13 protein-coding genes and 3 pseudogenes are annotated in these 22009 nt (G+C 35.5%); 6 read left to right on the forward strand and 10 right to left on the reverse strand.

The genetic code is table 11. The features are described 5' to 3' along the window. Positions 1–135 precede the first annotated feature (135 nt). The 3 genes and pseudogenes from ACFQZ9_RS01835 to ACFQZ9_RS01845 all read right to left on the reverse strand — a co-directional run. Positions 136–780: pseudogene (locus tag ACFQZ9_RS01835) on the reverse strand (DEAD/DEAH box helicase family protein); the annotation flags it as partial. 28 nt (positions 781–808) lie between these two features. Then, complete coding sequence (locus ACFQZ9_RS01840; RefSeq protein ID WP_498942052.1) at positions 809–1330, reverse strand: hypothetical protein; 522 nt, start codon at positions 1328–1330, stop codon at positions 809–811. Further along, positions 1327–4062 (reverse strand): DUF3289 family protein, encoded by a 2736-nt coding sequence (locus ACFQZ9_RS01845; RefSeq protein ID WP_498942053.1) that lies wholly within the window; start codon positions 4060–4062, stop codon positions 1327–1329. Before ACFQZ9_RS01845 ends, ACFQZ9_RS01840 begins: the two co-directional genes overlap by 4 nt. Positions 4063–6558: 2496 nt before the next feature. Here ACFQZ9_RS01845 and ACFQZ9_RS01850 point away from each other — a divergent pair. Next, a complete protein-coding gene (locus ACFQZ9_RS01850; protein ID WP_498942054.1) occupies positions 6559–7389 on the forward strand; it encodes a carbonic anhydrase in 831 nt (276 codons plus the stop codon). Between the two features lie 493 nt (positions 7390–7882). Here the strand turns inward: ACFQZ9_RS01850 and ACFQZ9_RS01855 are convergent, their stop codons facing one another. From ACFQZ9_RS01855 to ahlS, 4 genes are all read right to left on the reverse strand, one after another. Continuing rightward, the gene (locus ACFQZ9_RS01855) at positions 7883–8890 is read right to left on the reverse strand and encodes an LCP family protein (protein WP_498942056.1); all 1008 of its coding nucleotides are present in this window, start codon (positions 8888–8890) and stop codon (positions 7883–7885) included. 890 nt (positions 8891–9780) lie between these two features. Then, positions 9781–11220 (reverse strand): NAD-dependent succinate-semialdehyde dehydrogenase, encoded by a 1440-nt coding sequence (locus ACFQZ9_RS01860; RefSeq protein WP_498942586.1) that lies wholly within the window; start codon positions 11218–11220, stop codon positions 9781–9783. Positions 11221–11250: 30 nt separating this feature from the next. After that, on the reverse strand, positions 11251–12375 hold the full coding sequence (locus ACFQZ9_RS01865) for a zinc-dependent alcohol dehydrogenase family protein (protein ID WP_498942058.1): 1125 nt from the start codon (positions 12373–12375) through the stop codon (positions 11251–11253). Between the two features lie 14 nt (positions 12376–12389). Beyond that, positions 12390–13238 (reverse strand): N-acyl homoserine lactonase family protein, encoded by an 849-nt coding sequence (ahlS, locus tag ACFQZ9_RS01870; RefSeq protein ID WP_498942060.1) that lies wholly within the window; start codon positions 13236–13238, stop codon positions 12390–12392. A 257-nt stretch (positions 13239–13495) separates the two neighbouring features. On the opposite strand from ahlS, the gene ACFQZ9_RS01875 reads away from it, so the two are divergent. After that, on the forward strand, positions 13496–14851 hold the full coding sequence (locus ACFQZ9_RS01875; RefSeq protein WP_498942061.1) for a sigma-54 interaction domain-containing protein: 1356 nt from the start codon (positions 13496–13498) through the stop codon (positions 14849–14851). Positions 14852–15210: 359 nt separating this feature from the next. On the opposite strand, the gene ACFQZ9_RS01880 is transcribed toward ACFQZ9_RS01875, so the two are convergent. Beyond that, positions 15211–15420, reverse strand: a complete 210-nt coding sequence (locus ACFQZ9_RS01880; protein ID WP_026576733.1) for a hypothetical protein — start codon at positions 15418–15420, stop codon at positions 15211–15213. A gap of 128 nt (positions 15421–15548) precedes the next feature. Here ACFQZ9_RS01880 and ACFQZ9_RS01885 point away from each other — a divergent pair. The 3 genes and pseudogenes from ACFQZ9_RS01885 to ACFQZ9_RS01895 form a co-directional block, all read left to right on the forward strand. Further along, positions 15549–15664: pseudogene (locus ACFQZ9_RS01885) on the forward strand (SET domain-containing protein-lysine N-methyltransferase); the annotation flags it as partial. A 303-nt stretch (positions 15665–15967) separates the two neighbouring features. Further along, complete coding sequence (locus tag ACFQZ9_RS01890; protein WP_498942063.1) at positions 15968–16243, forward strand: tyrosine-type recombinase/integrase; 276 nt, start codon at positions 15968–15970, stop codon at positions 16241–16243. A 659-nt stretch (positions 16244–16902) separates the two neighbouring features. Continuing rightward, positions 16903–17424 carry a DUF3920 family protein gene (locus ACFQZ9_RS01895; protein ID WP_198312140.1) on the forward strand — a complete coding sequence of 174 codons (522 nt, stop codon included), beginning with the start codon at positions 16903–16905 and terminating at the stop codon, positions 17422–17424. A gap of 1233 nt (positions 17425–18657) precedes the next feature. Here the strand turns inward: ACFQZ9_RS01895 and ACFQZ9_RS01900 are convergent. Together ACFQZ9_RS01900 and mobQ are read right to left on the reverse strand one after the other, a co-directional pair. Beyond that, positions 18658–19236, reverse strand: a complete 579-nt coding sequence (locus ACFQZ9_RS01900) for a hypothetical protein (protein ID WP_498942587.1) — start codon at positions 19234–19236, stop codon at positions 18658–18660. Between the two features lie 3 nt (positions 19237–19239). Then, positions 19240–19935: pseudogene (gene mobQ, locus ACFQZ9_RS01905) on the reverse strand (MobQ family relaxase); the annotation flags it as partial. Positions 19936–20557: 622 nt separating this feature from the next. Between mobQ and ACFQZ9_RS01910 the strand changes: the two are divergent. After that, entirely contained in the window at positions 20558–21664 is a 1107-nt protein-coding gene (locus tag ACFQZ9_RS01910; RefSeq protein ID WP_498942066.1) for a GerAB/ArcD/ProY family transporter, read from the forward strand. Positions 21665–22009 lie beyond the last annotated feature (345 nt).

Consider the following 22009-nt stretch of genomic DNA (forward strand, 5'->3'; position numbering starts at 1 on the left):
AAACTAATCGGAATTTCCGATTAATCAATTGTTTTTTGACAGCCATGTAAGGTATGTAAACCCATTTCATAATGTATAGTAAAAAAGAAGACAAAATCACATATTTATGCTTTTTCTATCTTCTTTTTCTTTCTATAATAGTGATTGAGTTTCCGTATTTAAGAGTAAGCTGACAAGACGCAGCCAATCCGTCTCAAAGTCCTGACCCTCATCAATAAGAATCGCATCATAGTTTGGTAGAATCGCTTCCTTCTTCTCGATTTTTCCAATGATATCAGGCAACTGCTGCTCTCGAATTTTCAAATCATTCTTTAACCAAGCATGAAAATTCCGAACAATAATGTTTTGATTTTGAACACTTTTTCGATTCGGATCAAAATCGAATAAATCTTCGGGCTCATTCAACATGTGATGGATCATTTGTTGAATGGCATTCGCCAGTGAAATATTATAGCAAAGAATCAGAATCTTCCAATCTGGGTTCTTTTTGGACAACATCTTCGCTCGACTTGCTAAGATAATAGTCTTGCTGCTCCCTGCTACTCCGCGAATCAAACGATTTTTATCACCGATCTGTTTCGCCAGATTTTCCTGATGGAGATCCATGGTTTTAATATCATGTAAGGATAACAAAAGCTGGTCCTGATAAGGAACTGGTGGTTTGAATTCTGCGCTAATCCTCACTTCTGGAAATAAATGGTAACGAATGGCATTGATATCTTCAATCGAAAGTGGCTCCCTTAGCCGAAATGGAACGACAAACATATTCATAATCTTTTCCATTTCTTTATTTTGTCTGGATAGTGTATCACTCAACAAGCTGATCCTCAATAAAATGCATCTGTTTCATGACCTTTCCTTCCTTACTTTTATCATAAACAGTGTATTCCTTTTGTGGTTCAGCATCTGACCAAATGATATAGGCAATTAGATCATTCTTATGATGTTCCAGCCTATCTGTGTCCATGTACTTTTCATCAGGCTGCCAATCTCTTGGCAAATCCTCACTTTCCCGATAAAAGGACAAATCGAAAATCCTGTTTTTGCCTTTGATTCTTTTCATCTCATCTTCAACTGGATGATTCTTACTGTATTTTTCAACTAATTCTTTCAACTCTTTTAAATCTTTTGGTGGATTTAGAATCATAAAATGCTTTCTAAGAGTCTCCACTTCTCCACCCTTTTGACCAACGACCTCTTTTGTATTGGCAATTTCGAAAATCTTTGTTTCCCCGCTTGCTTCCTCATTCTTTGTACATCCAATTAAGCTTAATGGAATGAAGAGTGTACAAATCATCAAAGCGATAATTTTCACATTAACTTTAATCATAATTCTCCCTCAAATGGTATATCCATTTCCATTACAGACACAAAAGGCTTATATTTCCCATCATATTCATCAAAGTGCTGTAAGACAAACCAGGAACGGAATCCTGCTAAGTTCTTATACACCTTCTCAACATCTGGCTGATCTAACCCAAAATGATCATATAAACGAACACGCATGACTCCTTTAAAGCGATTCCGTTCTACTGAAAAATCTTTTACAGATACAGTATTCCCCCACGTATCATTTACCGTAATGGTCAGTCCACCTACTCGGTCACTCCAAGTGCTAAACGTCGGATAACTAGCATTTCTCTGGATAAAATTATAAAATGCATTTGTATCCTTTGTACTTTGATCAAACTTAAGTGCTGCCAAATTTCCTCCATTTTTCTTCAGCTCATCGACTAAGGCCTTTTTGACAAATTCAACATAGGCTTTCGTTGTTTCATGCTCACTCGCTTCTTTCGTTAACGTCTTGTTTCTGTATTCTTTACCAGTTCCATCCTTGAAATGATTAATCATATCTACAATCACATCTTCCATATCTCCCATGGCAAACAAACTTGTTGACATATCCTCGAACTCATAAAAGAGAATACTTGGGAAATAAGATTCCAGTAATTGGAGTCTGAACATCCAGCTAATGTCTTTAATTTCATCTTCAGTATAATCATTTGTTTTCATATCATTCGCGACATTTCCATTTTCATCATGGCCTTCTGGTCGATCTGATTGAAAAATGACCGTATTGGATAAATCAGAGTACAATGGTTTCAAATCCTCCTTATCAGTCTTTCCATCTCCGTCACTATCTTTTCGGTCAGGAAAACTCTTTGGAAAGAAACCTTCAAAATGAATAGGAACTCCAAAAATAGTTACCGTGAATGATTGGAATGGACCCATTTCTTCGCCATCGGTTAATCCATCTCCGTCACTATCTTTTTTGTTAGGATCTGAGTAGATGATACCGTATGGTGTCTTCATTCCTTTTATTTCATAGATATCGTATAAGCCATCACCATCGGAATCTGTTGTATCGATCCCTCCATCACCTGATTCGTCGCTAGGGACAATGTCATTCAACTTATTGCTGCTTGCAGCTTGATCGTTCTTTCCCTTCTCCCCCGAGTAGTCTATTTCCCTACTCCAAAGCTCCAGCCATTTTTTCTTATCAACAATCAGAAATTCGCCAAAGTGAGTCGTTTCCACACTTATTGTATTCTTACTTGCATTCAATTCCGCGTTAAGGCCTTCATATATTTCCTTCTCTTCATTGTACCAAATAATTCCTAAATCATTTTCCACTGTGTCTCCTAGCTTCGCTTCATCATACGTAAATGTAATGCTTGCTTTCTCAAATGCTGATTTCGTAGTGATGCTTACAGGAGAACCAATCATACCGTGTAAATTAGTTGTTTTAACGTTGTTTGTGGTGCTAATTCTAGTTGTTTGATTGATATTATCCTTTGCACTAAACTCAACTTCTACGCTTTTAATTTCTGCTTGATTAGGCTGAGTCAATGATTGACGAATCGATTGTTTATAGAGTTGTTGTGAATCCTCGATTCCGTCATTGTCGCTGTCTGCAGCATTCGGATTTGTCTTTAAAGCATGTTCATCTCCATCACTTAACCCATCGCCATCTGTATCAACCTTATTAGGTAATGTTTTAAACTGATGTACTTCATATCCGTCAGTTAAACTATCTTGGTCTGAATCTCCCTTAATCAAATTTGTTTGATAAGCTTGCTCGTCTTTATTACTCAAGCCGTCTTCATCACTATCTTCATCGGCGTCACTTATGCCATTACCATCTGTATCATATTTTGTCGGAGAAATTAATGATTTAACCTCATATTCAATATTGTCCTGCAATCCATCACCATCTGTATCCTTTTTATATGGATTCAGTCCCTCCAGGAATTCTATTCCCGCTGTTATAGTGTCACCATCCGTGTCAGAGGTAGATTCAAAGAACTCTTTATTAAATGAGTAGCCAGCTTTTTCAAGTCCGAATAACACTTGTTTATATGCATTTTGATAGGATTTTGAGGCAGGGATAGCTAGATCTTTTTCCAGAAACTCATTACCTTTTTCAGACATTTTCACCGCGTTATTCAAATGAGCTTTTACCCGATTTCCTTTGTCATCTGCTTGATCGGAGATATCCTTTAAGATACCGATCGCATTTTTATTGACAATTTTATCCGATAAATAAAAATTAAAGAGTATATCTGCAAGTAAAACTTCAGTTGGTTCATTAAAATCGTTTTCTGATAAATAACCCCATAGACATATGGTTAACTTATGTTTAATTTTCAAGAGCAGATCACTTTTAAGAGCCACCTCTTGTATGTACTCCTCTTGAAAGGCTTGTTCATATTGGTTAATCAATTGTTGAAGTACATCATTAATATCTTTTTGTTTAAATTCTCCGGTTTCATTAATTTCCGCTATCCGTTTAGAATCAAAATTAGCATTAGATTCTTTTATGACTGTCGCGAAACGCTTTAATTCATTTATTGCCATTTGATCATAGATTTTTGCAATTCTGGTGTCCTCATAGAATTCATATTCACTTAACCACTGTTTTACATTTTCCTCACTAGAAATCATTTGTTGTCCTTGATTAGCATCCTTAATACCCTTTGCCACCACTGTTTGCCCAATTCCGCCGAAAACTATTGAAAAGCTCAATAAAATAATCAGTATACTTTTTATTTTATTTTTCAAAATGAAAATCTCCTCTATAAAAATATTAATTTAACCAATAAAAATATAACGATATTTAGAGAAGCTGCATGCATTTACTATGGTGGATACTTATAAAACTTATTTGGTTTAATGATAAAAGCATACGATATCGGGGTTCCCATCCAAAGAAGTATTGTCAAAATCCTTGAGATAATGTCATTAAATCAACTCCCTCTACAAATATTGATATATCAACGGTTTTACCCGTTGGTGGGGTGTCAAAAATATTTTTTGACACTCTGATTAACATTATTTTATAAATATGCGAAACTCTTACATTAGTTAGGTACGCTACGCTGTCACCACTGGATAAATATGGTTTGTGGTGGGTGGGATCAGTAAGCAATGCACAATGAATCTCTTCTTACGTAGCTATTAGTTTAATTTATTTGTTTCGTGATTTTAAGGTAATAATTTCCTAAATTGGAAATTATTTTATAAATCTTTGGACCTGTGATATCTTACGATAAAGGTTAAAGAAAAATACTAACTGCGTATCTAATTCATTATCAGTTAATCGTAAATATGAAGTTAGCAAAAACAGCAATCCCATACATAAGGGATTGCCGTTTATCGACTATGCATGATTTTATACTTCGTTGATATATCAAGATTTTCGGCTTCTAAAGAAGCTTGTCAGACGATAAAAAGTAGAATTTTTATGCATCTACATATTCCATATAATAGCCGTAAAATGAAAAATGAGCGCTTATCCTTGTTCCAGGATAGCGCCTGATATTTGCAGATCATTTCAAGGCCATATTGAACAAAACCGGCTAATAGGATGTAAATACTTTCTATAAAATTAGAAAACAACTAATGATATATTGAAACATTGTTCACCCTTTATTAAATATCCTGTACCCGAATTTCATCTAATTAGATTCTTTTTGTTTACTGTCTAATAAAAGGTTTAGGTGCTTCTTTTTATCAAACTTTATTACAAAACTACTGGTAACAGTTTATAAATTCAACTTCAATTGCTTTCTAACTAGAATCGCCGATCTTCTACAAACTGGCCCGTTTGTTGAATAAGAAAAGCGACCCTTCTCTATTGAAGCATCACATCATCTATGAAGCTATGCTTCATCACAAAATAATAAATTACGTTCTTTAATTTATATAATAGAATATTACGAAACATATGGGTCCGTGTATCTTGGGCAATGGAAAGGAAAAACCCTAGTTGACAGAATTGATTACTATGTTCCCTGTAGTAGCCGCCCCATGACCACCACCACACCTTGGAACACCATTTATAAGTAATATAAAACTCCAGAAAAACATGGAGCAATTAAAGTAATTGATTACAATCGTATTAACTTGAAGCTTAAAGCAAAAGATGGAAAAACATGGAGGTTTAACGTCTTAACAGGAAAATTCCAAACTTCAAATTAAATTTTACCAATGTCAACATTCGTATCTAAATTCTCAAGAGCTGAACCAAAAGGACTTTCATTCGTCAGTTTTTTGGGATAAAGGCCGTTCGATTTGGCAAATAGATTCGTATAAATTCTTAAATAAAATGGACTAACAACCCTTAGTTCCTTTTCCTCTTTTTAAAATAAGTTGATATTGGTATTTTTTTTAAAACCGTAATACTATAGATAAACACTATATGAAATGGACTCCTAATCGGGAGTTCTTTTCATTTTATAAATAAAAGCCACCAAGGAATTAGTATTTTCATGTGATTATCCTAATGTAGTCAGAAAATCAGCAATTGCATTTTGTTGCAACGAATTGTATAATTATAAATAACTTTTCTATTTCTGAGAAGTTACTACTACATGAGGGCTCCCATACCAGGGGGGCCTTTTGTATTTTTATTTGTATATAACCGCATATCGTACAAGCAAGTTAATGCAATACCTATTACAAATCCAAACATGCAAATAAAGCTATAATTGTTTTTTTATAAATCAACAACTTTTCGGAGAATACAGAGTAATTCTGCATTTTTATAAATACTCCTCGTGAATGTTTTGTTACATTTATGCTTCCGTCCTGTACTTCTTTATGTCTTTTCTTTAAACTTTTGCAATTTCATTTCCTTAAAACCTTGGATAGTAGATTTTCTACAGAATCAAAATTCAAGTTATTTTACCTAGAAAATACTAGTACATTTTCCTCTTTTTTCATTGGTTAATATTGGTATAATTGAAATACCCTAATGTTATAGATAAATTGCTAGATGAAAAGAACTCCTTATTGGGGGTTCTTTTCATTAGGAAAAAAACTACTCTATAGAAGGCAGTTTTAATACAACCAATGATCACTTATATAGTGCCGCTGATATCCTAAAAAAACCTAATACAATCTTTTTTTCATAAATTTAACATTTATGACTTGGAAAGTTAATAGCCTGCTACGTTTGGATCGTGACGAGAAAAAACTTACAGGTAAGATTTTATTAATAACTAAGACTTGATTTCTTGGATTATATCAAAATTAAAAAGGAGATAATTACTAATTATGAAAAAGAAACTTTTTTATGCATTTTTAGCTGGATCTTTAAGTTTTTCACTGGGCGGTTGCTCAGGTCAAACGAAGGAAACATCTGAACCAAAAGAAGAGGAAGCTTTAGAAGCAGAGAACAATCACTCTACTCAGTGGTCATATGAAGGAGAAACAAGTCCACAAAATTGGGGGAAATTAGATACGTTATACTCTGAATGTGTCAATGGCAAGGAACAATCACCTATTAATATTGAAATATCTGAGGTTCAACCAAATCACGCATTGGATGATGTCAGAAACACTTACCAACCAACGGTATTTACTTTCAAGAATAACGGTCATACTGTACAGGCCAATACATCTGAAATAAATAACAGCATAGTAGTGGAAGGAACAGAATACAAACTTGCTCAATTTCATTTCCACCAGCCAAGCGAGCACCAGTTTAATGGGAAAAACTTTGAAATGGAGATCCATCTGGTGCATCAAGATAAAAATAACAAGCTAGCGGTACTCGGCATTATGATCAAAGAAGGAAGCAAGAACAAATCTCTGGCAGAGATTTGGGGCAAGCTGCCAAAAAAAGAAACCAAAGAGGAGATCAAATTAATTCAACCGATTAATTTGACAAGCCTGCTGCCGAAGAGTAGGAAAGCATTTCAATATAATGGCTCGCTAACAACACCTCCTTGTTCTGAAAAAGTTGAGTGGGTAGTATTAGAGCAACCAATTGAGATGTCCAAAGCACAAATCAATGCTTTCGGTAAAATCTTCCAGGATAATCATCGTCCTGTACAACCTCTGTATGAACGTGAAATTCAAACGAGTAATTGGGCAGTACAATAACAATTTAACTAATAGCTACAAGATCAGCAAATAGAACAACAAAATTAATAACAATATGTTGATAAATTTATGCAATTATATATTAAAACAGCATCTCTGTTCAGCCACTCTCATCTACATCCTTTTTCATAATGAGTATGGAATAGTTGGATTTCATCGTATATTTTCTAACGCATTTGAACATAATAAAAATGTAAGGTTTGTACCTTAAAACAGTATAGTTTATCGGAACCCCCTTTTTCCAAGCTCCATCAATATTGTTGGGGTTTCTTTTTTTACAAATAAAAAAAGCGGCCTTTTAGTAACTCCATTAAATTCCATCTTTGTCCATTTCTTTTATAATGTTTTTTCATAAAAATATTACTCCCTATAACTATTAAACTAAGCAGGCTTAAGCACATGTCGTATTGTTGATTTATGCCCTTAGTGCAATGTAGTACCCCCTTTTAATTTCAAAAAATCCCGGCTGATTCTCACAGCCGGGTTCTTTCTTTTAATTATTGGAAGATGATTCATTTGTAGATGGTGTTCCACTTGAAGTCGTTTTTCCAAGAAGATGATTTTTCAGGATTAACTTTGTTTTGTCCAATGATGCTTGATCTAACTTATAATAATAAACTCCATTAATGCTTGCGTTGGAACCTTTCAATGTCAGGGATTCGTAATTTAAGCCGGTACCTGCTGTTAAATAATTAACATACGATAACATTTGATCAAAGGTTAAATCTGATGTCATATTCTTACCAACCGCTTCGATTATCTTTGAATAGTTAGATACTGATTTTACGGAAGTAGCTTTGGCTAGAATAGCTTTCATAATTTCCTGTTGTCGTTTTCCACGATAAATATCGCTATCATAATGTCTTGTTCTTGCAAAAGCCAGTGCTTGTTCTCCGTTCACATGCCGCATTCCTTTTTGTAAGGTAATCGCTCCCTGGTGGTCCTGAGAATCCTGTTCCGTAAAGGTATAAGGAACATTGACATTAATTCCGCCAAGGGCGTTAATGACATCCATAAAAGCATTAAAGTTCATTTCTACATAATAATTAATCGGGATATCGAGCAATCCTTCGACAGTATCGAGGGTAAGCCTTACGCCTCCATATGCATGTGCATGTGTGATTTTCGTGTAAATATTCTTTTCAGGAATATGAACATAGGAATCACGTGGGATGCTCAGAAGTTTAATGGATTTATCTTTTTTATTAAATGTGGCGAGCAGCAAAGCGTCTGACCGCGGATTTTCTTCTTTCCTTTTTTGACTGTTATCGATTCCAATAAAAAGAATCGAAGTGTTTTCAACTGGAACATTTTTAAATACTCGTTTGGAATCCCGTTCAATCGGTTTATATGAACTATTCATAACCGATTGTGCCTTGCTATAAAGGAATGCGGCATAGACAACACTGCTTAATCCAATGACTAGGATAGGCAAGAGGATCCAGGGCAAAAATCTTTTTCTTTTTTTATTATTTACACTGTCTTCTCTATTTGCGGACATAGATGATCTCCTTTTCACGTATGAGTTACTTAACACCGTATAGACGGCCAAGATATCCATTCAATTGGTTTTATTCGGTGTACTGTTTAGCCTGATAAGGGAATTAAAAAGCCGGCTTTCCTCATATCACAGGAAGTCCGGCTTTTTACTAGGGAAAATTGCTATCCTTGGAATTGATCGTATTTACTATATCAAAGCTTGTTTACATTTTTATTAATAAAAAACAACAATTAGATTACAGGGACCTCTACTTAAGTTCGCTAAATAAAATAGCTTTATAACTTAGTAAGTACTGATACCGAAAACCAAGAGTTAAAATAAGGGGTTTAAAGGTGTCATAACTTATATTTAAAAAGTAAAGGGGTGTGATCCTTTAAAAATAAAGTAAGGTTTTATGGAGAAGAATGGAATGTCGAAAATGAGAAAATGATTTACTTAAAAAAGCGATTCCTGTTAGTGTGAAGTTTAGAATTGGAGCTAGGAAGGGGAAATTAAGAATACCTTCCTTTAACACTTGGATAAGTTAATAAAGCTTAAGCTTTGTCAACGGACTCTAAAGAGTGCATTTTTCGTCGATAACTGAGCTTAAAAAAAGGCAAAATAAAAAGAGCCTTTTAGCCCTTACCCTAGCATCAGCCCCATCCTACTCTTGATACCAATGATGGCCACGCTTGCCACCCAACCTATTTTTATATAAATTTACAAACGCTTACATATTCAATATATTTTTTCTCAATTAAAGTAATAAAGTTCAAGATTTGTATCGTATCCCATTATTCATGAAATCTTGAATGATTTTTTTCTGTTCAACAGCTGACATACCATCGTTGAAATAAAAAAAGAGGAGCTTTATCGCAAACAAAATTGTTAGGATAAGCCCTTCTTAAAAACTATTTTGCAGAAATACCACCAAGTGATAAATATTTGATATCGAGATATTCCTCGATACCATATTTACTTCCTTCTCGGCCTAAACCGGATTCCTTCACGCCTCCGAACGGTGCTTGGGCAACGGATGGCATACCGTCATTGGCACCAAGAATGCCAAATTCTAAACGCTCAGCGAGGCGAAAAATTCTGCCTACATCTCGTGTAAAGAAATAAGCGGCTAATCCATAATGCGTATCATTCGCTTTGTAGAGTACTTCCTCTTCCGTTTCAAAAGGAAGAATTGCGACAACGGGCCCGAATGTCTCTTCTTTCGATATTTTCATCTTCTCCGTAACACCTGCTAGAATTGTCGGTGGATAATAATATCCTTTTTCAATTCCTGTGCATTCTCCTCCTAATAAGAGTTTGGCACCCTTCGAAACCGCATCTTGTACCTGATCTTTAACTTTTTGTACAGCAGAAGGTTCAATCAGAGGACCTACTGTAATTCCTTCTTCAAGACCATTTCCTACTTTCATGGTTTCCAGAAGTTCTATTAATTTCTCTGTAAAGGCTGGAAGAATCTCCTGGTGTACATAGAAGCGGTTGGCCGCTACGCATGTTTCACCCATTCCCCGCATTTTTGCCAATGCTGCATGGGAAACTGCCTCCTCCAAATCAGCATCAGGAAAGACAATAAATGGAGCATGTCCCCCTAACTCAAAGGAAACCCGTTTCATCGTATCAGCAGCCTGTCTCATTAACAGCTTTCCAACACTTGTTGATCCCGTGAAGGATATTTTACGAACGCGTGTATCTTCCATTAATACCTGAGTCAGCTCAGCAGGATCTGTTCCTGTGACGATGGATAGGACCCCTTTGGGAAGACCTGCTTCTTCAAAAATGCTGGCAATTTCTAATGCAGATAATGGCGTCAATTCAGATGGCTTGACAATCATGGTACAGCCCGCCGCGAGTGCCGGTCCAATTTTCCTTGTAATCATCGCTGCTGGAAAGTTCCATGGAGTGATTGCTGCTGTCACACCAACAGGACGCTTGAGTACCAAAATCCTTTTATCCTTAGAGTTCGAGGGGATGGTATCCCCATAGACACGTTTAGCTTCTTCAGCAAACCATTCCAAAAAAGAAATAGCATACGCGATTTCTCCGCGTGCTTCACCAAGCGGTTTTCCTTCTTCTAGCGTCATAATTCGAGCAAGCTCATCGGTTCGTGAGCTCATCAATTTCGCAGCTTTCAAAAGGATATTTGCACGTTCAGACGCAACCTTGTCTGCCCATTCCGGTTGGACACGTACAGCCGCTTCAACGGCAAGTCTCATTTCTTCATGTGTCGCATTGGGCACCTGTGCAATTATTTCTTCCGTTGCTGGATTGATGACATCAAAAGTTTCCTTTTTATCCACCCATTCTCCGCCAATAAATAACTGATATTTTTTCAACATTGCTTCCGCCCTTCTTCTCTTGCAGAACTAAAATACAACGACCAATCGAGAAGCTTCCCCTTTAGCCAGCCGGTCGAAGCCTTCGTTAATCTCATCCAACGATAAACGGTCTGTTAATAACTGATCGACAGGAAGACGGCCTTGCTTATATAATTCAATAAACCGTGGAATATCCCGAGCAGGTACACAACTTCCAACATAAGATCCTTTAAGCGTACGCTCTTCCGCCGTTAAGGTAACTTGCGGGAAAGAAAAGTGATGATCAGGATGTGGCAATCCTGTTGTAACCGTTGTACCTCCACGTTTCGTAATGCCATATGCCACGTTCATAGCAGGGACAACACCTGCTGTTTCAAATGCATAATCAACTCCGCCACCTGTTGCTTCACGGATTAAGGAGACAACCTCAGGATCTTTTGAGTTAAATGTATCAGTTGCACCTAATTTACGTGCTTCCTCAAGTTTTGCATCATTGACATCTACTGCGACAATTCGGCTAGCTCCGGCAGTGATGGCCCCAAGAAGCGCACTTAGACCAACACCACCAAGCCCGATAATAGCCACAGTGCTTCCCATTTCAATTTTTGCTGTATTGACCACCGCTCCTACTCCTGTAATAACCGCACAGCCGAACACAGCCACCTTATCAAATGGAATCTCAGGGTCGACTTTGATGAGAGAATTTCTTGAAACTACTGCGTGATCAGCAAAGGCAGAAACACCTAAATGGTGATGAATAGTTCCTTCATTTAAATGAATCCGCCGTTCACCGCTTAACAAGGTTCCCTCTGTATTAGTTTTAGCCCCTGGTTCACATAACGCAGGACGTCCTTCCTGACAAGGAAGACAATGGCCGCAACTTGGAACGAAAGCACAAACAACATGATCCCCTGGTTGAAGGTCTGTGACACCTTCTCCGACTTCAACAACGATGCCCGCTGCCTCATGTCCCAATGCCATTGGCATTGGACGGGGGCGACTACCATTAATCACTGATAGATCTGAATGGCAAAGACCAGCGGCCTTAATTTGCACTAATACTTCTCCACGTCCAGGTGGATCCAGTTCCAGAGTTTCAATTTTGATAGGCTTACTTTTTGCATAAGGGGTAGGCAGCCCCAATTCATGAAGTACTGCTGCACGTATTTTCATCTCTTATTCTCCTTTTATTCGTAATATCCCTCAGTGGATTTGATAAACTTGGCAAATTGCTTTGAATCATGGCCAAACCAGACCTCTGAGTTTGTTTCTTTTGCCAGTCGGCGAATTCTCTCAACGGTTTTTGAATAACCGACAGAATCATAGATAATACCCGGAGGTTTAATTGGAGGTCCAAAGCTTTCCGCTGTATAGATTGTGTCTGAAGCTAAGATAATTCCACCTTTTTCAGGCATATCTATATGTAGTCCAAGCATTCCCCAGGCATGTCCGCTTCCAAAGTTTAAGATACGAATACCGGAGGCAAGTTCAAGGAAATCTTCATCCCGTTTAACGGTTTGCCATTGCAAATGATTTTTAATCCAGGCATCAATATCACCCCAAATATAGGCACCTTCTTTTTGATGGCGGGCATAGGATTGAAGCGTGCCGTTGAACTCATCTTCATGCACAATAATCGTTGCATTCGTAAACATTTCCAAACAGCCGGCGTGATCTAAATGCAAATGAGAAGCAACGACATATTTAATATCTTCTGGACGAACTCTTAATTGTTCGAGACGATGGTGGAGGTAACACTCTTCTCCAGCTTGCCAAGGGAAAGCTTTTTGTGTCGTTTCTGTCCACCGACCTTCTGCTCCCATGGAATTCGGGTTACAGGCGGTATCAAATAAAATTTTCCCTTCCGGATGATCAATCAGGACCGTGTAAATTGGGAACTCTACCATTTCAGAAGGCATTGTTGGATTGTCTGTGGTTGCTGGATTATGCATTGCAATCATCCAGTTTTTATCCATTTTCATTCTGCCATTGTCCATTACATAAAGCTTCGGTTTTGGTGTGATAATATTTGCCATGTTAAACCTCCTTGTATTCTCTCATTCAAATAAAATTCTTTACACTTATTTAAAAGCAAGAATCATGCCAACTTTTAAAATACTATTAGGACGCCAATTTACTAGTTTTTCATTGATTGTAATGGTGAATAATTTCACCAACATATTGCGTAAGGGTTTACAAAAAAGCATTAAAACATCATACTAATCCTATGGTGAAAAAATTCAGCACTATATGAAAATTTCACCACCTACATTTTGTATGAGGGTGAAGATTTATGGTTCAAACGTTAAATAATAAACAAATGTTAGCCATTCTTGAATTCTCGACGGATGGAATTTATGTTGTTGATCGTAATGGAATCACACTTTTCGTCAATCAAGCTTATGAACAGATCACCGGTTTTTCCCGTGAAGATCTTGTTGGAAGACATATGAAGAATTTAGTTCAGGACGAATTTATCGATCAATCTGTTTCCCTTCAAGTCCTTCGCGAAAAGAAAAAGATTTCTCTATTACAAACCATCGCTCAAACAAAAGAAGTAATTGTAACGGGAAATCCCGTTTTTGCAGAGGATGGAACCATTGAAATGGTTGTAACGAGTGTAAGAGATGTTACCAAACTAAATTCATTGCAAAAGGATTTAAGCAAAGCCAATACTTTTTCACAAATGCAAAACTATCGATATACCTTTACAACAGATGAAGAAGAAAATAAATTCCTTTTCCGCGATATCCGAATGAAAAAAATCTATGAAAAAGTGACCCAAATTGCTCCATTCCCCACTAGTGTTTTGTTAACCGGACCTTCTGGGGTGGGGAAAGAGGTGATTGCCAACCTGATTCACGATTTCAGCGATCGGAAGGCTCAACCATTTATAAAAGTCAATTGTGGAGCAATCCCGGAGACTCTTTTAGAGTCTGAATTCTTCGGGTATGAAGCGGGTGCCTTCACAGGAGCAAGTCGCCAAGGAAAACTCGGATTGTTGGAATTGGCCAATAATGGGACTATAATGCTTGATGAAATAGGTGAGATGCCCTTCCAGCTGCAAGTCAAACTTCTGCGCGCGCTACAAGAAAAAAAGATTCGGAGAATTGGAGGAACTGCAGACATTTCTGTAAATATTCGTGTGATCGGTGCCACCAATCAGGATATCATGAACTTAATTAGACAAGGGAAGTTTAGGGAAGATCTATACTACAGGATTTCGGTGATTGAACTGCGTATACCTCCCTTATGTGAGCGCAAGGAAGATATTATTTTACTGGCTGATCATTATTTTGAATCTTATTGTCAACGGTATAAAATTCAAAAAGTCTTAACACCTGAAGCCAAGCATTGCCTTATCCAGTATCACTGGCCTGGAAATGTAAGGGAGCTAAAAAATATTATGGAGAATCTTGTTACTTCAGTGCTTGAGCAAACTATTGAACCCTATCATTTACCCTTTCAGCTTCAACAGATGGAAAATGGATCGTCATCGAATTTGAAAAGTAGATTAGAACAACTAGAAAAACGAATTATTAACGAGGCGATTGCCAACAATTCATCGCTGCGCCAGGCCGCCAAATCACTAGGAATTGACCACTCCACATTAGTAAAAAAGCTGCAGAGGTGGAAGCGCGACCTGTAAAGCATTAGTGGCTTCTTTAATCTATACTTGTAACTAACCAGATAATAAGGTGCTTAATGGCATTGGTAACAGGACTACTTTTTACGTTATCGAAAACAAAAACGGATAAGTCCAATGACTTAGGGGAGCCGTGGTTATCTGTCCATTCAATGTCGAAGCGACATGTACGGAATGACAGAAAGAATGCTTTTTTATCTAAATTATAAAAATTCTTTAAAATAAAGAAAGCACATATTAGTCATGCATAATATGTGCTCTTCTTTTATTCAATTAAGGCGCCCTTTAATTGAAGATCGTCCCTCGTATTTAGCACCAACTTCTATTTAATAGAAATCGGCACTTCGTTTATTCGCTAAACGTTAGCGTGACGCTTTTGGCGGTTGGCACACGTCACATTTACGTTGGTTATTATTTTTAAATTTCGTAAATGTTTTTTCAAAATTGCTACCACAAGCACATTTAAATAGTAACTTTTGAGAAAAACCTAGATATTCCGTCGTTAGCAACTTACTTTCCGAATTGTTCTCAACAAATTCTTTAATTTTACCGATTGTCCATCGTTTATTCATTCTCTTACACCTCTATATTTTATCGCTACACGGAGGCTTTTTTTGGCATCCGTTCAATTATGAGCAAAAGTTTTAATTATCCTAAGTTACTCATTATAACATGAGCTGGAACACAATTAAACAGATAAACCATACTCACTGATTACGCTTTTGAGTATGGGATAAATCATTCTGCGATTCTTCTTGGTTATGAATGTTTTTTAACCACTCTTATAAACCTAATACAATTTATGAGATTAATTTTAAAAAATGGAGAAAAGGAATTTGCTGATTGGTTACCTACTCTATACCACGGGGCTTCATGCAAGTGAGCTTTTAAGCTTAAATTGGAGAAGTTTTCGATATAACTGTAAAGGATTTTTATTTGTAGATGTCATTAGTAAAGGGAATAAACCTCGATCAATCCCTATAAGAGATAAAACCAAAGATATTTTATTTAGTTTCGAAAATATACGGGCGAAACAGTTGAAATAAATATGCAGGATACCAGCCCGCTCTTTTTCGAATATTATACAATAAAAATGAGCCCAGAGTTAATAAAAAACGGTTGTCCTACCCTGCCCTGTTTAAAATTGTGAAAGAAGCTGTACAACTTGCAGGAAAAAATTTAAGCGTAACCTTTCACTGGTTCCGTCATACATTTGTCATTCCTCTGCTTGAGAACGACGTTCCTCTTGCAGTAGTTAAGGATCGGACTGGCCATTCGGATGTTTCCACAACCAACATATACTTAGAACGCATCAATTGCAATCATAAGACGGTTTCTAGTCCCTCAGTAGTTGCTTCCTCAATTATACGTGGTGCAAGACAATCACCGATTTGATATATATTTGATGTAAATTTTTTTAGTTCTTCATACAAATGGCGAAAATAAGTTTTATTATGAGTTAAATAAAATAATAAATACAATATCAATTACCACGGCAAAAATTAAAGCAATAAGCTTACTCCACCATTTTTTTTTAGAGAATATTAAGATTACAGCAGTAATTGTAAAAAACAACCACTTTGATGCAATTACACTAAAGTGGAATGTATCGGGTAAGATAACAATGGTCTTCATCCTCTATAAAGGTAATATCATCAAAACGTGCTATTTCTTGAAAAAGGTTGTTTTCCTCATCCCTTGCTTACTTTATTTTATCATCTTTATCTCTACGGCTAAATTAATCAAAGGAAGGTTGGTTATTTCCATACGCAAAGCTATAAAAAGTATTTTTAAAAATAATATAAATAGAGACTTAAGCATAAAATGTTTCCAAACTGGTTCGACATATTTACATTTTTTTAGAAACATTAGTATCAGCGTTACCATTGAAAATGTTAATCCACCACATTAAAAACAAATGTACAAATTGTGGAAAAGAATTTAGAGGGAATTTATTTCTTTAAGCATCGTGTTTGGATTTTATAATTTTTGTAAATAAATGAATAATAAAGTTTTTTAAAACGATTGACAAAAACGTATTGGAGGTTTTATACGTGTCTTTAAGTCAAGTTCTACAAAAACACATTATTTATCACCAATATAGAAATTGGTATGTGTTGGATGATGAATTTTATTGGGACATTAAAACATTATCCAATATTATTTTTAAATACTTAGACTCATATTTTAGCATCCCTGTTATTTTTTGTTCTATTTGTGAAGCAAATAAAATCATTAGTGACTTAGGGGATGAAGAAGACGAATATTTACGTTTTGCATCAGGTATTTATTGGAGAGAATTAAATATTATATTTATTTTTCGCTTCAGTGAATATAGACCATTAATCGAGACTCTATTTCATGAATTTCGCCATGTTATGCAAGATTTAGATCCAGATTTTAGACTACATTTCCAAAGTGATAAAAAATTACCTTATCAAGAACGAATTACAGAAATTGACGCCTTTCAATTTGCAAAAGAAAAAACAAATGAATATCTAACATCAGATCCATATAAAAATATCGACTTATGGTTAGTTCAAAAAAAGGAACTAAAAAAAGTATTAGGTTATTAGAGTAGGCCTTGTCCTTTTTATTAAATATGTAAAACAAAAAAACAAAATGTGAGCTAAGCTGATTTTTCCTATGCTAAGGAATTAATAGGCTAATTAATTTATAAGTAGATACATTTTGTATCTCTTCCATTTTAGGATTGTTATTTACTGGATTTATTCAAACCGCAGGCTCCAAGGTCTTTTTTCTATGAAAATAAAAGGTCAAATAGGGGGGCATCTATCATAGTTGAAGGTACTTTCTTCTTTACTACGAAAGCACCTGCGAAACGTCTTAAGACCATATTTTTATGAAATAGGCAAATATCCAAGACCAAACTCCACATACGCAGTATTATATATACAAATAATGACCTTCAAACAGTATGTTTCGTACCTCATTACCATTGTGACTAAGCCAGGTGAGCCTGGCTTTTTAATTTCTTCAATTATGATAAAGGCAACATTTTAATTAGCCAAATTACTTATTCAATTAAGCTAGTTTGAAATTGCGGAAGTATTAAGCAACTAAAATTGTTTTATATTCACCTTTTCCCATCAATGTTTTTAATTAATGAATAAATATACTTTAAAGAACTATTTAGATTGTCAACAATTCAAAAAAATAATCAATATTGCCGTTAGTTAGGAACCATTCGTTTGATGGAAGAAACGAGTTTAGAATATAGTATGGCAGTACTAAAACCATCCGGTTGTATTTCATCGACATTATTGTATGGTTGAACATAAAATATACTTTAAAGTTGATCTATTGTATCTTGGCCAATTTCATCCTTATATCTCATGCATTCATAATAAAACATTTGTTTATAAGATTGATTTTGCAACTGAAAATCAGGATATTTGTTTTGTAAATATTGATAATTCTGATCATCACTATTTGATCCAATTTTATTGTTTTGAATGTAATACAAATAAGTGATAATCTCCTTTTGTTCATCCTTTGAAAATTACCTTGGTGGGTTAGAGAAATCCTCAGGAGAAAGGTTTTTTCCATAAAACTCTTCTGCCATCACAAACTTCTATGGTTAAATATTTTCTTCCCTCCCAATTAGGATACATTTCACTAATCCTATAATCATAAAGACGATCCATCAATTCTAGAGATTTGTTTTTGTTTCAATAAAAATTGTAATTGATTTAGGTCTTTCTCAGAAGCATTTTTTATGGAAGATGGATCAGCAAAATTAATTCCACTTTTTAGTCTTAATTGTTCAAATTTCATCCCAGCATTTTTCATTTCCTGTTGCATGCTAAAACGAATTTAGGTCGATTATTTAATAAAATATTTAGATCTTTTTCGATCTGGTTTCTCTCTAATTCACGACATACTGTTTCAATGTCATTAGTGTTCAACAATTTATTTTGCGAAACAGTTATGTCAACAACTTCTATTTTCTGATTCTTTGTTAACTCACTTTTATTTAAATTTGGATAATATTTATCCAGAAATCGATTAGCTTCAGTTTCTAATATAAATTCGGCTTGATTTAAGATATCTGTTTCTTTTTCGATTCGACTTAATTTTTTATACTTATCAATTGAATTTTTTTGAAATTCAATACGAGATTGCCATTTTTCCAATTGCAATTTCCTGATGTTAATATTTTCATGGTTTACAAACATTCTTAAATATTTGGCTGTTTCACGCAGTTGCCTTTTTTCTAAAGGAGTAAAGCGACGTACAAACTTTTCTGCTCTCTCTTTCCTTTGTTTTTCTTTCTTTGCTTCTTGGAGTTCAATAACCGTTTTGTTGTATTCTTTCCGCGACTGATTCATTTGGATCCTGTCAGATTCTCTCCCATTTTTTTGCATCTGCCGTGCAACAAATCCCTCATGGATAGTTGGCAGTGTTTCAATCCCTCTATCTTTATTTGATAAGTGAGTAATTCGTTCAGAAAATCCATTCTTCTCTAAATAGTGATTTGCATAATTTGCCCACTGTTCTCTCCAATAAACAAGCTTCACTTTCGTATTCCAATCAGTTGTATGCAATGCTTTAGCCTGTTGCTTACCATCCACTAATTCTTTTACCTTCACTTGCTTATTTCCCTAGGTCCCATCTTCATTAAAGGGACGAATAGTTAACATCACATGAAAGTGTGGGTTTTCCTCATTATCTCGGTGGATGGATAAGTCAGCAACCATTCCATCGTTTACAAAAATGTCCTTACAAAAATCAAGGGCTAAGTTCTCCTGTTCTTCTTTCGATAGCTCTTTTGGTAATGCAACATTTATTTCACGTGCAAGTTGAGCATTCCATTGTTTTTCCTTTAACTCCACTTCATTCCAGAGTCTTTGGCGATCATAAACCCATTGAGGTGCATGGCGTGGCGCAAGAATATGAGTGATTGGCTTCACTTTTCTTTTATAGAACTTTTCCTCATTTGTTCTTTCATCTATCAATCTTTCACCAGAACGGTAAGCTGCAGCAGCTATTGTATTTTGCTGTTTTTTTCTTGAAATGATCTGATTTGAGAAATGATAGATAGCCATCGACATTACACCGCACATTCTTTTTAAGACATGAGCGAAGCGAATTTTTTCGACGCCTCACGAGATTGGCTCCTTCAAAGAAGGAGCCAACGATTCAAAAACATTGACTCCTGTTATATGTCATAACATTGTAATTATTGGATTTTATTATAAAATCTCTGTTCTTCCTTTTTTTGCAAAACCTCCAACTGCACGCCAAAATATTTCATTCTCATCAAAAGTAATTTTCCCCTTTCCATCTATTCAGTGTTTTTTTCTTCACAAGGATTTCACAATTTCCCCAAAACCATTCTCTTTACTACAAATTCAGTTCAATTTGGACTGTACTTTTAAAATGTTTATACTGTATGCGATTTGTATAATTTGGTGGATATTTGACACCCTACCAAATATTAGGGTAAATATTTGAGGTGCTTTCTAAATTAGACGGATATTGTTTTAATTTTATTTATTCTGTTAAAGAGAAACAAAAAAACTGCAAAATGGAGAAAGTATTTTATTTCTATCAATTTGATAATTAAATTGATTAACTGGTTGAAAAAATATTCAGAGGGAGTCTAAGAAGCAATTAGTACAATAAAGAAGAAAAAGTGCTTTGGAGAAGAACAAAATAACCCAAAGCAAAGGGGAAATGTAGTAAATGGATAAGATTAAAATAAGCGCATCCCAGCTTTTCGTACTAGTATTTTTATTTGAAATGGGGAGTTCAATCCTCTTTGGTCTTGGAGCAAATGCAAAACAGGATGCATGGATTGCCATTTTATTAGGGTTAGCGGGTGGTTTAATCGTCTTCTTTATTCACTATCGTCTGTTTCTTTTTTATCCCGAATTAATTCTAACCAGCTATATACAAAAAATTGCCGGAAAATGGCCGGGCCGGATTATCGCCTTATTCTATATCACCTATTTTATCTATATTACCGCAAGAGTATTACGAGATTTTGGGGAACTCTTGGTAACGACTGTTTATACAAATACGCCGTTATTTGTCATCAACGCATTGATGGTTCTGACCATCATTTATGGCATTCATAAAGGTTTAGAAGTAATCGCAAGAGTCGGGCAGATTTATTTTGGCATTGTTTATTTAATGGCCATATCAGGATTTCTACTAGTTACTTTTTCCGGGTTAATCCATTTTGAGCTTCTAAAGCCTATTCTTGAAAATGGCTGGAAACCCATATTTAAGGCGTTTCTTCCTGAAACACTTACATATCCTTTTGGAGAAATACTTATTTTCACGATGATATACCCGTTTGTGAATGAACCAAAGAAAATAAAATTTGTTTGTATTGGCGGGATGATTTTAAGTGGGATTAATATTACCATTACCGTGATTATTACGATTTCAACCATTGGTCCAGAACTTTATACCCGCTCAAACTTTCCATTGTTAACCACCGTTTCAAGAATACAACTGGCAAATTTTATTGAACGGCTGGATGTTCTTTTTTTGCTCTACCTAATAATTGGCGGTTTTTTTAAAATATCACTGTTTTTTTATGCTGCAGTAGCAGGTACAGCAGATCTATTTCAGTTTAAAAAAAAGGAAAAGCTGACGTTTCCAATTGGATTGATTGTTCTGTTTGCATCCATAACCATGGCATCGACGTTTGCTGAGTTTGTTAAAGAAGGACTTGAATTTGCAACAGCCTATGTAAATTTGCCTTTTCAAATTATCATTCCAAGCATCTTACTAGTTATCGCATTCATTCGAAATAGGAAGAAAAATCTGACAAAAATATAAATTGAAAAAACAGCCATTTATATTGCTAATGGCTGTTTTGCATAGGAAATTATAGTTTTGTGATTTAAAAGTAAATAAACATTCAACTCGTACCCCAATTCGATGTCTAATTTGCATTTGCAAATCTAACATGGCGTCCGATATTTCCTAACTTTGAAGCCTGAAAGTAGATAAGGGAGTGTAACGGATGAGTTGAACTGACGTCGAAACTCACGAAGACCTTCGGTTACCATCGCTGCCTAAACTTTTTAAACACATTTATGAGTAACATCTATCATCAAAATATCCGGGAAACCTCCCCTTTTAGAGTACACATTTTGTTTAGTTCTTTTAATACAATCCCAA

It is taken from the genome of Neobacillus sp. GCM10027624 (assembly GCF_042675345.1).
In the GTDB taxonomy this organism is placed as follows: Bacteria; Bacillota; Bacilli; order Bacillales; family Cytobacillaceae; genus Neobacillus; species Neobacillus cucumis_D.